The organism is Sphingobacterium chuzhouense, assembly GCF_014692525.1.
In the GTDB taxonomy this organism is placed as follows: domain Bacteria; phylum Bacteroidota; class Bacteroidia; order Sphingobacteriales; family Sphingobacteriaceae; genus Sphingobacterium; species Sphingobacterium chuzhouense.
On record NZ_JACNYL010000005.1, the window covers coordinates 31,282 to 47,210 of the forward strand.

The following is a 15,929-nucleotide window of genomic DNA, read 5'->3' on the forward strand; positions in this document are numbered from 1 at the left end:
ATGGACACCTTCTTTACATCCAACTTCGTTATATCGTTTCGTAAAGATAACTTTTATTACGGGATAGCCGCTCCCATGGCTGCGCCACTGCTACGCGATCTGCCATTCTGATCGTACGTGATGACTTCAGCCGGTACATCCGGAGTATATGTATTGCCTAAATTTTCCAACTGACTTACGGACATTCCAAGTGTTGCGGAAGGTGAACCTGAAGATAGCAATACCGTCTCGGCATACCCTCCGTTGTTGGTAAAATTACCCAACATTGTTTCGGAATCAAATGTCTGACCAGCGATGACAGCACCGTTAGCGTCTAACAATTGGTTACCGCGAACACTTGAGGAAAATGATGGATTAGCACCAGAACCTACAAATATATCGCCTCCATTGCCAGCAGTATTACCCGATAAGATAGAGTTAAATATATGGAGCGTGGTATTGGATGTCAATTCAATGCCTCCTCCATTATTAAACCCTTTATTTTCAGTAATAGTCGTGCTGATAAGATCCAGACGTGACGGAGCTGCAGCTGTTCCATACAAACTAATGCCCGCTCCATGGCCACCTGTATTTCCATAAAAAGTAGAATTAACAACCACGGTTACCGAACGCTCCCGTCCATAGAAACCTCCTCCCCTACGTGTTTGGTTCAGACCAGCCGCATCGTTATTATTATGCGCAACAGTACTGTTGTAAATATACGTATAAGTTGGCTGTGCGCTACTAAAAGCATAAATTCCTGCACCTACACCACTAATGGTATTACTGGATATGTCGCAGTCATGAATGTATACCGTCGCCGCCTCATTAAATATGCCACCACCATTGCCGCCATTGTGCGTACCGTTATTCTTTTTAATAGTACTGCGTTCGAACCGCACGATGGCGTCCGAAAAGACAAATACACCAGCAGCATGAAAGCCCGTTGTATTTTCCGATATTTCACAATCAATAATGTCCACTACCGATCGAGCTACAATGAGTCCTCCTCCATAAAAACGGTAATATTGAGCACCGTTAAGAGTAATATGTCCAGTACCACTATTAGCTGCCTGTCCATACTTAATGGAAAGCCCCTGTAGGACGACCTTTTGTCCCGTTTGAACCGGGGCTGTAATCGCTACAGTATGATACACCTTTCCCGAAGACGTGTTACCGCTCAAGATACTTTCATGTAAGGTCGGATCCGACACAGCTCCCTCTGTCGCATCTGCCGGATATCCACCAATCAGGCTGATATTGCTATGTATCTCGAATGTTCTATCTCCTGCATTGCTTGCATTACCTCCTGTAATTGTCTTTGTAGGTGTATAGGTACCTGCTGCAATATGGATGACATCTCCGGGGATCACTTCATCCAACGCTTTGTCTAACGTAGTAGCTTCATCCCAGGAAAGGCCTGAACTTTCGTCTGTTCCAGTAGCCTTTACATAGAAGTGCGTGACCAAATCGCTAGGTTCGGCAGGCGCTTGGATAACCTGTATTTTTTTTTCGTAGTCTTTGGTAATCCATACAGTTATTTCAGCAGTCCGTTGATTAGTACTTCTATTTCGCGTGATGCTGAACGCAATCTCACCGGTAGCCAACGCATTTTCAGACGAAAAGCTGATCCAGTCTGCATTGCTTTTTGCACGCCATGGCAGGTTGGACTCCACATTGATCGTGAACTCTCCACCCTCCTTACTTACTTCGATAACGTCTGTTTCTAAAGAAAGGTTGGGATCCTCCGGATTAAAATTACCTAAATCATCGATTTTAGAACAGGAGAAGCAAATACCCACTAGCAAGACCAGAAGTACACCAATCCTATAATTCATATATCTGTTCATATTATTTTCTTTAAAATTGTCCTTATTCAGAAATAATCAATAACCCGTTCGCAACAGAACGTTCCTGCCCCCCATTGTCGGTAGGCCAGTTCCGCACTTCAAAACGACCTTCGGTAAAATCGGGTGTATTACGGATGAAAAATGTTGTAGAACCTCCACCGTCAAGGTTGATGCCGTTTTCGGCGCCCAGTGCTTTCAAACAATGTCCCAGCTCTTCGAACAACATTCCATTGGAGTACCAAAAGTTTCGGCCGTCCACCGCCATCATGAACACGCGTTTGCCATCGGCAGAAACACCGATACAAGTGCGGGGTTCTATCGTATTATCGGTATGGGTAAGCACATTTCCGTCGCGTACCAACGTCACGCTCCCCCCCACAGCCTCCTTGATTATCCCTGTCGCAGCAATATCTGGATACTCGTCTCTGGTCGCCACAAACGCACGACCATCATTGTCGATAGCAAAAAAACTTCTATCTCCGCTGTCAAATGTTGTCCGCAGAGGAACACCCTTTTTATAGAAAACACCACGGGGAGTCCCGTTATCCATATTATAAAAATCTGCATTGATGCCAGCCCACACCCGATTGGCTTCGCTGTCTGCGTGGGTTGCCTGTACCGTCATTCGCTGCATCGCAAAGGTATTTGCATTGTTCGGGGAAGAAGCCACAATATCGATATTCGGATGGCTAAGGTCAACATCAAAGATGAAAATCTTCATCGCCAGTCCTTTTTGCGATAGATATTCTATTTCACTGGCAACAACGCCATGCGTCACTGTATACATGGTATCAGTGAATATCTGGGCAAAAAGGTTAGTTCCGCCCACCAGCTTCCTACCGATTTCGGTTTTAGGCTCTGCCTTATATTCAAAATGATACTCGTTTTTATCACAACTGTATTGGAAGAAGATGAGCGATATCGCTATCATCATCCACCATATCTTTATTTTATTCATCTGTTTATTTTTTAATTCCATTTCCAGTCAAATTTATACACCATTAATAACCTGGATTCGGTACCAGATTCGGATTAAGCTGCAATTCCCTACCTGGAATAGGCAGTACGTGCTGGTGATTGAGCAAATGTAATTCCTCTTGTGCCCTGCCCGTCCTTACTAAGTCGTGATACATGAAGTTTTCACCTAGCAGTTCACGCTTTCTTTCGGTCAATATCGCTGTCAGATAATCTTCATCATTAGCAGGAAATATATCACCCAAGCCTCTAAATCGTCTTAATTCATTCAAGCGTCCAACACCTAATGATCGTCCTTGTGCTTCAGCGCTGATTAAGTACATCTCCGCAATTCTGGAAACAACGACCGGGTCACGTCCGGTCTGTCCGCTGGGATATTTGTTAATACATTCAGTACCCGCAATATTGACTAACGATATGGCTCTGCGATTGTCCCCATCTGCAAACAGTGCGATGGTCTCCGGCGTAGGTTTATATGCTCCCTGCCCTCTGTTAGGATGTCCATACGTGTAAAAAAGGTCACTGATATTAATACTCGATTCCTCCGTACGGTTTTCGAATGCAAAAATGATTTCCGTATTCCCTGTACTGCGGAAGATACGCTCAAAGGCATCTAACCGGTAAGCTCCACTTGTGATCAAGCTTTCGGCTAAGTCGGCCGCCTGCTGTTTTTTCCCTTGGCTGAGCAGCACCCTTGCTTTGAGGGCGATAGCGGCATCGCGAGACACGTAATAGTAGCTTGAAGCAGCTCCCAATAATGTAGCAGCAACATCCAGTTCTTCCTCAATAAATGCCCAGACAGCGTTTATCGGATCCCGGGACACACGCTCCAATGTATTGTTGCGCAATATGGGTACATCACCCCAGCGCGTCACCAAACAAAAATAAATGTATGCACGGAAGTAGTGCGCTTCTCCTTTAGACAATGAAGCTAGTTCCGCTTCGGGAAAGCGATTTGCTATGTCAAGCATATTATTTACTTGATAGAGTGCGCTAAAGTAACCATCCCAACTGGATCCTATAGTTGAGTTCAACGGACTCAATGTAGCATTGATTAAGTCCCTGGATGTACCGGTATTGGATTGTATTGTACCGCCAAGCATATCAAACAGAATAAACGATCGTACTGTAGGTTTATTTTGAACACTGTTGTACATACCATTTCTGACTGCTGGAACATCTCGTATGTCCACCGCATCTGGTGAAATCGCCAAAAATGAGAATTGCTCCAATTGGTTGGCACATGAGCTGCATAATGCCAAAACGAATACTGCTATTATGTATTTTTTCATTGCCTTCATATCTAAAAATTTGCATTAAGTCCTACCGTAAAAGTTCTTGGCTGTGGCACGTTAAAGGTATCCACACTGAAGAAGCGTGGATCCATATTGTTACTTACCTGAGGATCCCATCCTGGATAATTTGTAATCAAGAACAAATTGTCCCCTTGAAGGAAAGCCCGTAAACCTTTGATGCGATACTTACTCAACAATTGTGTAGGGAAATTATAACTTAACATCAGTGTTCTCATCCGTATAAAAGAGCCATCTTCCAGCCAGCGGTCTGAGTTTCGCGCATTATTGATGTCTCCATCCATAGGCCGTGGGTATTTATTGGTAGAACCCGGTCCGGTCCAACGATTTTCCGCGTATTCACTTAACACCGCATTGCGATGACCAACTCTTGCAACATCCACCTGCCACTGTGCATATACGTCATTTCCATACACATAGGAGAAAAATGCATCTAACGAAAAACCTTTATAACGGAATGTGTGATTCCACCCTCCGAAGAAATCTGGATTAGACGAACCCATAACCACGCGGTCATTATCGTTTATAATACCATTTCCATCCACATCGTTCCATTTCACATCTCCAGCCCGAATACCGATATCATATTGCTCCTTAGGCACTTCCCCATCATATTGGTAAATACCTTGCATATTGAACAGGTAGTATGCCCCAATCTCCTGTCCGGTCTGCAACGCTCTATTTCCGCCGATACTTATTGGTGTATCGTCGCCAATAAGGGAGGTAATCTTATTTTTGTTGGTCGCGATATTAAACTGAGATAACCACTGGAATTGGCCGAAATTGAAATGTGTGTTGAGCGTAAATTCTGCGCCGCGGTTTCGCATCGAGCCAATGTTCGTTGTGATCGAGGTAACACCGGTCGTCGCATGCACAGGCATAGAATAGATTAAAGAAGTTGTATTTTTCTGATACCAGTCTAGCAACACATTTACTTTTCCATTGAACAGCCCGATATCAAACCCTACATCATACTGCCCGGCTTTTTCCCAAGTTAGATCCCGGTTTCCAAAAGTCGTTACAGCGATACCGCTGTTGCCACCGTAATTAAAGCCCCCTTCCATTAATGCTTGGTAAACGTAGCTACCCAATCCATCTTGGTTACCAGTTCGTCCGTAACTCATTCTGAATTTCAGATCTGTCCCACTTCCCTGCATAAATTCCTCTTCCGAAATATTCCATCCCGCAGATATCGACGGGAACCAACCCCAACGGTTTTCTCTAGCGAATCTTGAAGATCCGTCCGTGCGAAGAGTACCGGTTAAGATATAGCGGTCTAGGTATGAAAGTGTCGCCCGGCTAAAATAAGACTCCAATGTATAAATGCCCAGTCCAGAAGATGACATGGTTTCTGCTGCTGCACTCGCGACAACAAAAGATGGAGAAGGAAACCCTCTGGCATCAATGTAAGTCGTACGGGTAGCTATTTTCTGAAATGAATGACCTGCGATAGCATTCAAAGAAAAGTCATTAAACTTATCGTTGTAGGTAACAACATTTTCGAACAAGTAGTTTCGAATCAACCTATTGCGATCCAGTAATCTTCCTATCCCTAAGCCATAAGGATGACGTTCATTATAATAGGTATGGTCGTACGTCTGCGTAACATCGGCGTTTAACGATGATTTCCAGGAAAGTTTATCCTTCCACTTCACCGTCGTATAGAAATTCCCTAAGTACCGTAAATCCTCCAGATAGACGTTCTGCTCATTGAGTATCTGCATAGGGTTATGAAATACCAATTCGTCTGTACCGCCGACATAGTAGTCGCCGTTAGGTTTGTAAGGTCTATCAAACGGACGTTGTTGAATAGCCCGACCAATAATGGTGGTTCCCAGTGTAGCACCAGGTATCTGATTATTCCTTACATAATTAGCAGAATTGTTCGTTCCAATTTCCAACCAAGGTGCTACCTCATAACTCATTTTTCCCCGCAGATTGATTTTATCCATAGAGTTGGTCTTTATAACACCTTCTTGAGTCGTATAGGCTGCTGCAAAATAGTTTTTCATTTTCTGCGTTCCACCCGAAACCGCGGCATCCACGGTAAAGAAAGAACCTGTCTGTGTAATAATATCCATCCATCTGGTATCGGGAAGGTTTCCAAACGGATTGGAAATTGGCCGTTTGTATCCCGAATTTCCTATCTGCAGCCCATATTGTTCATTATAATTGGCTATTCCTTCGTTAAAATCCCGTATATATAATTCAGAATCAGCCATTTTTATTTTATTTAAATAGGGAAATTGAGTCAGTCCACCATTCACATTAAGACGTATATCCGCACGCCCCTCCTTTCCCGACCGGGTAGTAATGACAACCACCCCATTTGTTGCTCTCGAACCGTAGATGGCGGCTGAGGCAGCATCTTTCAATATCTCAATGGACTCAATATCTGCTATATTCAACGTAGCCAATGAGCTCATCGATTCTCCAAAATCATACAAATTACTGTTGGAATTGGTAATTGGTACACCATCAATAACGTACAATGGCTCATTGCTTGCGCTAAGCGATGATATTCCCCGAATACTAACCCGTTCCCCACTTCCTAAATTTCCCGACCCTGTTGCGGTAGAGACACCAGCAATTCGGCCGTCTAGCAATTGAGCTGGACTGCTCACCGGACGTAAGGTCGATTCGTCAACATTCATTTTACTGATCGCACTCGTTACAAGTGCTCTTCGCTGTGTTCCATATCCTACAACAACAACTTCATCTACTTTCTCGATAGCTTCCGACATCCGAACAAGCAAGGAATTATTATCGCCCGCCCGAACCAAAAAACTACGTTCGATATACCGCTCGTATCCAAGTCTATTAAACGCCACGTCGTAGGATTTCCCAGCAGTCAGACCCGTCAAGGAAAAAATTCCCTTATCGTTGGTTGAAGCCTGAAAACGTTGGTTCTGGACGCCATCCGTTGCTTCTACTGTAACTCCCGCCAACGGTTGCCCACTACTGTCCATTACCGTACCACGGATGACAGTAGACTGTTGGGCGAAAGAGATTAAAGGCACCATTAGTAATAGTATGACCACGTATTGCTTCATCATACATAATAATTTGTTCTTTTGCTTCATAACATCTATTTCATTTTTAAACATTAAAAATTGGACAAAACGGTTCCTTCCGACCCTCTCGAGCCGATTCACATTTTTTATTCATATCATTATTTGTTAGTTATTTCTCTCTATTCGAATCTTACGTCCCTCTTCATGATAAATTAAATCATTCATATTGCATATAATACTTATCACAACATCCAGGGAATCTGTAGGTTGAAAATCGCCTGTAAATGACAACTGACGTACATCAACACCGGATAGGTCTATGTGCACATCATATTTTTGTGCAATACGACGAAATACTTCATCTAGAGAGGTCTTATCAAACACTAGCGCATCATTTTCAACATCTTCCTGTATCTTTTCTTTCTTTGCAATCCGTATATTCTTTTTAGCAACTGGCACAGACGGGAGCGTCTTGCTAGAAACTGCCCAAAGCCCATTAGACGGGTTGACACGAAGCTCCTCTCCAGGCACTAAATAGACATCCGACAAGGCCACGGAACTGCTGAGCGATGAACGTACGACGACTTTTCCCGAAAACAGATTTACTTTAAACACTTCTGTATGATGAGCACTGACAGAAAATGTAGTTCCCAATGCCGTCGTCGAGTATCCCTCTGCCCAAACAGTAAACGGTCTCAACGTATCTTTTGCCACTTCAAACATAGCTTCCCCCTCCAAAAAGATATCACGTTTATCTACATCAAAATGAGATATATAAGTAATAGAACTTCCCGATGTTAGTGATACTTTAGAACCATCTTCCAATCGAACAATAAGATCTTCTTGGTTTATGTTTCTATGTACAATCGTATCTTTTACTGGAACAGGCGTAGAGACTACAGTATGTGGAGTTTCTTTATCCTTTAGATAATTGAATACTCCCCAACTGAATATCAGCAATACTACTGCTGCCGCCAAAATCTGGATCAGAGGTCGGATACGCTGTATAACCGAAAGTGATGTCTTCTCATCTATACCCGCAACTGATTGTATTTGGGTGAAAATTTGCTCCGCACGTTCAGGCTCTAAATCATTCTCAGATGGCTCTTCTGTCATAAATGCTTGCTCCATATGGCTTCTCCATTCAGGATTATGCTGTTCCAGATACCGAAGGATCTCTAGCTTCTCCTTGGCGGTGGCTTTTCCCTGCCAAAATTTTTCGATCAAATATGTTATTCTATCCATGGATAACTATTTTTAAATACACATTTTCCCATTTACGGGATATATTTCGGCATTGAGAAGCAAGGTTTATCCGGCTCTCTATTAATAAATACTCCAATTCGAAAAAAAGGGGATGGTTTTTCAGGAAGAAAATTAAAATTTATCTGAAAAAGCGCCTGTAATGACAATCACAGTATAAAGGTGTGGGTATTTGAGTGTGATATAATCTTTAATGGCCCGGTTCGATTGTTTGAGATAATCTTTCACAGAGAGGGTAGATATTCCCATCATAGAAGCAACTTCCTCTTTTGCCTTTCCTTCAAAACGACAGAGTTTGAACACCTCCTTTTTTCGGGCGGGAAGCGCATTGACTGCCTCCTCAACAATCATCCACTGAGAAACATATTCATCTTCATTGATTGTTTCTTCAGGTAAGATATATTCATAATCAGTATACTCTTCTATATAATCAAGCGACTCTTTCAGCTTCTTTTTCAAGAAAGTCGTGGCTTTGTTAAAACTTACGACAAATAACCAGCCACCTACCGATTGGTTAGACTTAATTTTGAAACGATGTTCCCACAAAGCAACAAACACTTCCTGCAGAATATCTTCGGCGTACTCAGGTTGTCTTACTATCTTCAGAATATTGGCATATACCGACTTATTATATCGATCATATAACGAACGAAAAGCGTCAACAGATCCTTCGGTTAGGCCTCTAGCTAGCTTTTCATCAGACAGTTTTGAACACATCATAAAATTACTAGGTGTATTGAACAAATGTACAAAATCCAACAATAGTCACAAAAGTATTTAAAGCCTTTGAGTTTCAGTCATAAATCATGTTATGAAATCATGAATTTTGAATGGCATCTGGTGATTGGATACGAAATGGAATGGCAACGATTTCGTAGACAATACTATAAAGTTTAAAAAAATAACGCTAATTTAACCTCCAAAATAATTTATTCATGAACCTTATATTATCCTTAGGGGAGATATTGATCAGACAGCAAAGTCTTGGGAACACATTCTTTGATAAAAATAACAATCGTTTAGAGATTTTCCCCGGTGGCTCGGAAGCCAATGTGGCAGCTTCGTTAGCACAAATGGGCGATAACGCTGCGTACTGTAGCGCATTCCCACAAAATGCGCTATCAGATGAGATTTTGAACATTTTAGAAGACCTTCAAGTTGACACGACGAAAGTGCTCCGTACTGGCGACCGTTTAGGCTCATATATCCTGATGTCGGCCAATGGCCTTTCTAAAGGAGAAGTAATCTATGATCGGAAGTATTCCAGTTTCAGTCAATTGACTGTTGCAGATATTGATATCGACAAACTATTTGACGGAGTATCCTGGTTGCATTGGACAGCACTTACACCTGCCCTTAACCAAAACATGGCAGATCTTATGTTGGTGTTACTTCAAGAAGCTTCCAACCGAAATATCACCATCTCTGTCGACTTGAATTACAGGAACCGCTTATGGCAATATGGTAAAGAACCAGTAGATATTATGCCTCAACTCGCCGCTTACTGCGATGTTATTATGGGCAATATCTGGGCTGCAAATAAAATGTTAGGTACCACTGTTGACGAATCTTTTGAGAGAAATACACCGCAAGCAATATATCTTGCTGCTGCAGAAAAATCTGCTAAAGAAATTTTTCAGAGATATCCAAAATGTAAACACGTCGCTTATACCTTTCGCTTTATGGATAGCCCGAATCACAACCTGTTTTATGGAACATACCATACGCCTACGGAACATGTCAGCTCTGAGGTTATGGAAACTTTTGAGGTCATTGACCGTATCGGGAGCGGAGATGCGTTTATGGGGGGATATATTCATGCCTTGGTCAACAACATGACACCTCAGGAGGTTATCAATATTGCAACAGGAGCCGGCTACCAGAAGCTATTTGTAAAGGGTGATTTTGGGGATGGGAAAATAAAGTAAAATCAGTATTTAGAGGAAACTGCGGATCTATCTTCCGGAGAGAACCGTGCTACCAACATTGCGGCAACAGTATCGCCAGTAGCATTCAGTACCGTAGCCAGCGGGTCAACCAGCGCACCGATAATCATAACCGCCGGAACCGCTTCATTCGGAATACCATATACCGATATCATCAGCATCTCGCCGATAAATCCCCCATTAGGGATACCGCCGGCAACCATACTGACCAATATCGTGATACCGATAGCTGTCATTATAGTCATCGGTTCAAAAAAATTCCACCCCAAAATAGCAAAGGCAACATATATTTTGAGAATGGAAGATATGGCAGAACCATTTTTGTACAAAGTATTGCCTAACGTAACCACCACATTCGCAACAGCATCGGGGATACCCATGCTTTTGGCGGCAAGGAGGTTGGAAGGTAATGTCGCCAAGCTGCTACAGGTACTCAATGCCGTCAGGGATGGTGTAATGTTATATTTCCAGTAGACCTTTACCCCTCGCCGACCGTGCGCTGCAAACGCATAGCAGGAGAAAACGACAAAGAAGAAAACCATTCCGAAAATGTAGTAAAAACCAAGCGGTTTCGCATAAAAACCAAACAATTCCGGACCTAGTGTCTGTACTTGATAGGCAAAGTAAGCCCCTAAACCTACAGGTGCCGCTCTCATGAGTATATTCAACATATTTTTCATGACTTCATTTCCGGCGACTAGAAAATGTAGAAAAGGTTTTGCCACATCGCCGCTCTTACGCACAGCGATACCGATCAAAAAAGAGAACAGGATAAAAGCCAGGATATGCTGCCGGGAGAGCAGATGGGCGAATTCCTCTACGGTCAAAAACTGTACAAGTCTATCCCCCCAACTACCTGTCGGGTTATCGGGTAAAGTCATTGATAAAGTGGATGTATCTTGTGATGCCGTGACCGGAAACAACCATAAAGCCATGATCGTGAATATGGCAGCGATGATGATCGTCAGCACAAAAACAGCAATCATCACAGATAATGTGCGCCTTAATTGGCTATGCTGTCCAATATTTGCTATCGACGAAGTTATGGCAAAAAACAAAAGCGGAATAACAGACACAAACAGCAGATGGAGAAAAATATCGCCCAGCGGCTTGATGACCGACACGATATCCGGCAGAAATAAACCGATCAGGCTTCCGCAAGTAATACCAACGAGAAGAAGTATAATGTTGCTGTAGTTTGTCAGTATCGTATTCATCATAAGTTTTCGCTATACTAAAATAAAAAAAATCCCGGACCATTTACGTCCGGGATTTCTCTGAATTTATATCACGATATACTATCAAAAGACTAGTCCTCTTCTTTCGAAGCCAACAGTTGATCGTACTCTTCACGAGAACCGACAATGATATTGCTGTACTCACGTAAACCCGTACCTGATGGAATCAAGTGACCCACGATTACGTTTTCTTTCAAACCTAACAAGTCGTCACGTTTACCTGCAATAGCAGCTTCATTTAAGACTTTTGTCGTTTCTTGGAAAGACGCAGCCGAAATGAATGATTTCGTACCCAATGATGCACGGGTGATACCCTGCAATAATGGACTTGAAGTTGCTGGAATAGCATCGCGAACTTCCACTGTTTTCAAATCTTGGCGACGTAAACTTGAGTTTTCCTCACGAAGTTTGCGCATAGTTACAATCTGACCAGCTTTTAACTCCTTCGAATCTCCCGCATCAACGACAACTTTCTTATCAAACAACGAGTCGTTTTCTTCCATGAAGTCCCATTTATTAGCAGCCTCTTTTTCCAAGAAACGTGTATCGCCCGGATCCTCGATATTCACTTTCTGCATCATCTGGTGAACGATCGTCTCGAAGTGCTTATCGTTGATTTTCACCCCTTGCAGGCGGTAAACCTCTTGGATACCGTTTACGATATATTCTTGAACTGCCGCAGGGCCTTTGATGGAAAGAATATCCGCTGGAGAAATAGAACCATCTGACAATGGCATACCGGCTTTCACAAAGTCGTTATCCTGTACCAAGATGTGCTTAGAAAGCGGTACTAAGTATTTCTTGATTTGTCCATCTCTGGATTCAATCGAAATCTCACGGTTACCACGTTTCACACCTCCTAGCGTAACAACACCATCAATTTCTGTAACAACAGCTGGATTGGATGGGTTACGCGCCTCAAACAACTCGGTTACACGAGGAAGACCTCCTGTGATATCGCGTGTCTTACCTGTAGCACGAGGAATCTTCGCTAAGATAGTACCCTCTTTGATTTTTTGTCCATCTTGAACAGAGACGTGCGCTCCTACTGGAATGTTGTATGAGCGCAGGGTGTCACCTGCTAAGTCTGCGATTTTAATCGTAGGGTTTTTAGTCTTATCACGTGTTTCTATAATAACTTTCTCTTTGTGCCCGGTTTGTTCATCCGATTCATCACGGAAAGTAACCCCCTCAATAATAGCTTCGAACTCAATCTTACCAGGGAATTCAGAGATAATTACTGCATTATACGGATCCCAGTCTGCTAACACTTTACCTTTTTCTACCTTGTCGCCTTCGTTCACATATACATTAGCACCGTAAGGAATGATCTGAGTGTATAATACTTTTCTATCATCACTGACGATACGAAGTTCTCCAGAACGACCGATAGCTATTTGATAAGGTCCTTCTTCACCTTCTTTGGCTACGGAACGAACATTTTCAAACTCAATCTTACCATCGTATTTTGCAACGATACTAGATTCTGCTGCAATATTTGACGCTGTACCCCCCACGTGGAATGTACGTAGTGTCAACTGTGTACCAGGCTCACCTACTGACTGTGCAGCGATAACCCCAACAGCTTCACCCATTTGAACGCGCTTACCAGAGGCAAGATTTCGTCCATAACAAGCCGCGCAAACACCACGTTTTGCCTCACAAGTCAATACCGAACGGATTTCGACACCTTCGATACCAGCGTCTTCGATTGCCGTTGCAATCTCTTCGGTAATATCTTCATTTGCTGCAACGATCAATTCTCCCGTTTCCGGATGATACACATCATTCAACGGTGTACGGCCGAGGATACGATCGTACAATGGCTCTACGATATCATCGTTTTCTTTAAGCGCCGTTTTGTATAGACCACGTAATGTATTACAATCTTCTTCCACCACGATCATATCTTGCGCAACGTCGTGTAGACGACGGGTTAAGTACCCCGCATCGGCTGTTTTCAATGCTGTATCGGCAAGACCTTTACGCGCACCGTGCGTAGAGATAAAGTACTCCAATACCGATAAACCTTCTTTGAAGTTTGATAGAATCGGGTTTTCGATAATCTCTCCTCCCGATGTACCGGACTTCTGTGGTTTCGCCATCAGACCACGCATCCCGCACAACTGACGAATCTGTTCCTTCGAACCACGAGCACCTGAATCCAACATCATATAAACCGAGTTGAATCCTTGGTTGTCGTTCGAAAGTATATCCATTACGTATGCCGTCAATCTATTATTAATACGTGTCCAGATATCGATAATCTGATTGTAGCGCTCGTTGTTGGTAATGAAACCCATGTTATAGTTATTCATTACTTCTTCAACTTCATTAGTCGCTTGCTCAATCAAATCAGCTTTCGCAGCAGGGATATTCAAATCTTGCAAGTTGAATGATAATCCTCCTTTGAAGGCTGTTTGGAATCCTAACTCTTTCATATCATCCAAGAACTGTGCTGCACGAGCCATACCCGTACTCTTCACAATATCCCCAATGATATTACGCAACGATTTCTTGGTTAGGAGTTCGTTGACATAGCCCATCTCATCAGGCACGATCTGGTTAAAGATAACCCGACCAACAGTGGTTTCAATGACACCCTCCGAGATTTGACCTTCTTTATTTCTATTTTTTGTTTTTACCTTAATAAAAGCGTGCAAGTCGATCTTGTTCTCGTTCAAGGCAATAATAACCTCTTCAGGAGAATAAAACGTCATTCCTTCCCCTCTTACTATATGGTCTTCCGTAGACTTACGACCTTTCGTAATATAGTAAAGACCCAATACCATGTCTTGAGACGGTACCGTTACAGGAGAACCATTTGCTGGGTTGAGAATGTTATGCGAAGCCAACATCAATATTTGGGCTTCTAAAATAGCTGCGTTACCTAAAGGTAAGTGAACCGCCATCTGGTCACCGTCAAAATCGGCGTTAAACGCTGTACACACCAAGGGGTGTAACTGGATTGCTTTACCCTCTACCAACGTAGGTTGGAAAGCTTGGATACCCAAACGGTGAAGCGTAGGTGCACGGTTAAGCAATACAGGGTGTCCTTTCAATACATTTTCTAGAATATCCCACACTACCGGATCCTTACGATCAACGATTTTTTTAGCTGATTTAACCGTTTTTACAATACCTCTCTCAATCATCTTGCGAATGATGAACGGTTTGTAAAGCTCCGCAGCCATATCTTTTGGAAGACCACATTCGTGTAATTTCAAGTGCGGACCAACGACAATGACCGAACGAGCCGAGTAATCTACACGCTTACCCAATAAGTTTTGACGGAAACGTCCTTGTTTACCTTTCAAAATATCGGATAACGATTTCAATGCGCGATTACCTTCCGTTTTCACCGCATTCACTTTACGCGAGTTATCGAATAAAGAATCCACCGCTTCTTGAAGCATACGTTTTTCATTACGTAAGATTACTTCCGGCGCTTTGATTTCAATCAAACGCTTTAAACGGTTGTTACGGATAATTACCCGACGATATAGGTCGTTCAAATCAGACGTTGCAAAACGACCACCGTCCAACGGTACCAATGGGCGTAATTCCGGTGGAATAATCGGAACGATTTTCACAATCATCCACTCCGGACGGTTTTCAATCCGCGTGTTCGCACCACGGAAAGCTTCCACAACGTGAAGACGCTTCAACGCTTCATTTTTACGTTGCTGCGAAGTCTCATTAGCTGCTTGGTGGCGTAAATCGTATGATAATTGATCTAAATCGATACGCTTCAAAAGTTCCTCCATAGCCTCAGCTCCCATCTTAGCAATGAATTTCTGAGGATCGGTATCATCCAAATATTGGTTTTCTTTTGGTAAAGTATCTAATATATCCAGATATTCTTCCTCCGTTAGGAAATCCATATAGGAAATGCCATCTTCTTCTTTGATACCTGGTTGAATAACCACATATCTTTCGTAGTAGATAATCATGTCCAATTTCTTGGTCGGAAGTCCTAATAAATAACCAATCTTGTTAGGAAGAGAGCGGAAATACCAGATGTGTGCAACAGGGACAACCAAGTTGATGTGTCCCATACGCTCACGACGTACTTTCTTCTCGGTTACTTCCACACCACAACGGTCACATACGATACCCTTATAACGAATACGTTTGTATTTACCACAGTGACATTCGTAGTCCTTTACCGGACCAAAAATACGCTCACAGAATAAACCATCACGCTCAGGTTTGTAGGTACGATAGTTGATCGTCTCTGGCTTTGTAACCTCACCGCTAGACCGCTCCAAGATTGTTTCCGGAGAAGCCAAGCTAATCGTAATCGATGTGAAGTTACTTTTAATTTTATTATCTTTTTTGTAAGACATAC

The 15,929-nt window shown here is 42.8% G+C and carries 9 protein-coding genes; 1 reads left to right on the forward strand and 8 read right to left on the reverse strand.

Features of this window, described 5'->3' with window-relative positions; all coding sequences use genetic code 11:
• Positions 1–56: 56 nt before the first annotated feature.
• The 6 genes from H8B21_RS17895 to H8B21_RS17920 form a co-directional block, all read right to left on the reverse strand.
• Positions 57–1,829: a BACON domain-containing protein gene (locus H8B21_RS17895; RefSeq protein ID WP_190315231.1), complete on the reverse strand. Its 1,773-nt coding sequence runs from the start codon at positions 1,827–1,829 to the stop codon at positions 57–59.
• Between the two features lie 22 nt (positions 1,830–1,851).
• Positions 1,852–2,787 carry a phosphodiester glycosidase family protein gene (locus H8B21_RS17900; RefSeq protein ID WP_190315232.1) on the reverse strand — a complete coding sequence of 312 codons (936 nt, stop codon included), beginning with the start codon at positions 2,785–2,787 and terminating at the stop codon, positions 1,852–1,854.
• 43 nt (positions 2,788–2,830) lie between these two features.
• Positions 2,831–4,096, reverse strand: a complete 1,266-nt coding sequence (locus tag H8B21_RS17905; protein WP_190315233.1) for a RagB/SusD family nutrient uptake outer membrane protein — start codon at positions 4,094–4,096, stop codon at positions 2,831–2,833.
• Positions 4,097–4,107: 11 nt separating this feature from the next.
• Positions 4,108–7,173 carry a SusC/RagA family TonB-linked outer membrane protein gene (locus tag H8B21_RS17910; RefSeq protein ID WP_223815126.1) on the reverse strand — a complete coding sequence of 1,022 codons (3,066 nt, stop codon included), beginning with the start codon at positions 7,171–7,173 and terminating at the stop codon, positions 4,108–4,110.
• A 123-nt stretch (positions 7,174–7,296) separates the two neighbouring features.
• Positions 7,297–8,376, reverse strand: a complete 1,080-nt coding sequence (locus H8B21_RS17915) for a FecR family protein (protein ID WP_190315235.1) — start codon at positions 8,374–8,376, stop codon at positions 7,297–7,299.
• A 132-nt stretch (positions 8,377–8,508) separates the two neighbouring features.
• The gene (locus H8B21_RS17920) at positions 8,509–9,114 is read right to left on the reverse strand and encodes an RNA polymerase sigma factor (RefSeq protein WP_190315236.1); all 606 of its coding nucleotides are present in this window, start codon (positions 9,112–9,114) and stop codon (positions 8,509–8,511) included.
• A gap of 215 nt (positions 9,115–9,329) precedes the next feature.
• On the opposite strand from H8B21_RS17920, the gene H8B21_RS17925 reads away from it, so the two are divergent.
• Positions 9,330–10,322: a sugar kinase gene (locus H8B21_RS17925; protein WP_190315237.1), complete on the forward strand. Its 993-nt coding sequence runs from the start codon at positions 9,330–9,332 to the stop codon at positions 10,320–10,322.
• Positions 10,323–10,324: 2 nt separating this feature from the next.
• Here the strand turns inward: H8B21_RS17925 and H8B21_RS17930 are convergent, their stop codons facing one another.
• A complete protein-coding gene (locus tag H8B21_RS17930; RefSeq protein ID WP_190315238.1) occupies positions 10,325–11,560 on the reverse strand; it encodes a dicarboxylate/amino acid:cation symporter in 1,236 nt (411 codons plus the stop codon).
• 89 nt (positions 11,561–11,649) lie between these two features.
• Positions 11,650–15,927, reverse strand: a complete 4,278-nt coding sequence (rpoC, locus tag H8B21_RS17935) for a DNA-directed RNA polymerase subunit beta' (RefSeq protein ID WP_190315239.1) — start codon at positions 15,925–15,927, stop codon at positions 11,650–11,652.
• Between the last annotated feature and the right edge of the window lie 2 nt (positions 15,928–15,929).

Coding starts and splice junctions, on each gene's coding strand:
- H8B21_RS17895 (WP_190315231.1), bottom strand. CDS start 1,829: ATGAACAGATATATGAATTATAGGATTGGTGTACTTCTGGTCTTGCTA.
- H8B21_RS17900 (WP_190315232.1), bottom strand. CDS start 2,787: ATGAATAAAATAAAGATATGGTGGATGATGATAGCGATATCGCTCATC.
- H8B21_RS17905 (WP_190315233.1), bottom strand. CDS start 4,096: ATGAAAAAATACATAATAGCAGTATTCGTTTTGGCATTATGCAGCTCA.
- H8B21_RS17910 (WP_223815126.1), bottom strand. CDS start 7,173: ATGATGAAGCAATACGTGGTCATACTATTACTAATGGTGCCTTTAATC.
- H8B21_RS17915 (WP_190315235.1), bottom strand. CDS start 8,376: ATGGATAGAATAACATATTTGATCGAAAAATTTTGGCAGGGAAAAGCC.
- H8B21_RS17920 (WP_190315236.1), bottom strand. CDS start 9,114: ATGATGTGTTCAAAACTGTCTGATGAAAAGCTAGCTAGAGGCCTAACC.
- H8B21_RS17925 (WP_190315237.1), top strand. CDS start 9,330: ATGAACCTTATATTATCCTTAGGGGAGATATTGATCAGACAGCAAAGT.
- H8B21_RS17930 (WP_190315238.1), bottom strand. CDS start 11,560: ATGATGAATACGATACTGACAAACTACAGCAACATTATACTTCTTCTC.
- rpoC (WP_190315239.1), bottom strand. CDS start 15,927: ATGTCTTACAAAAAAGATAATAAAATTAAAAGTAACTTCACATCGATT.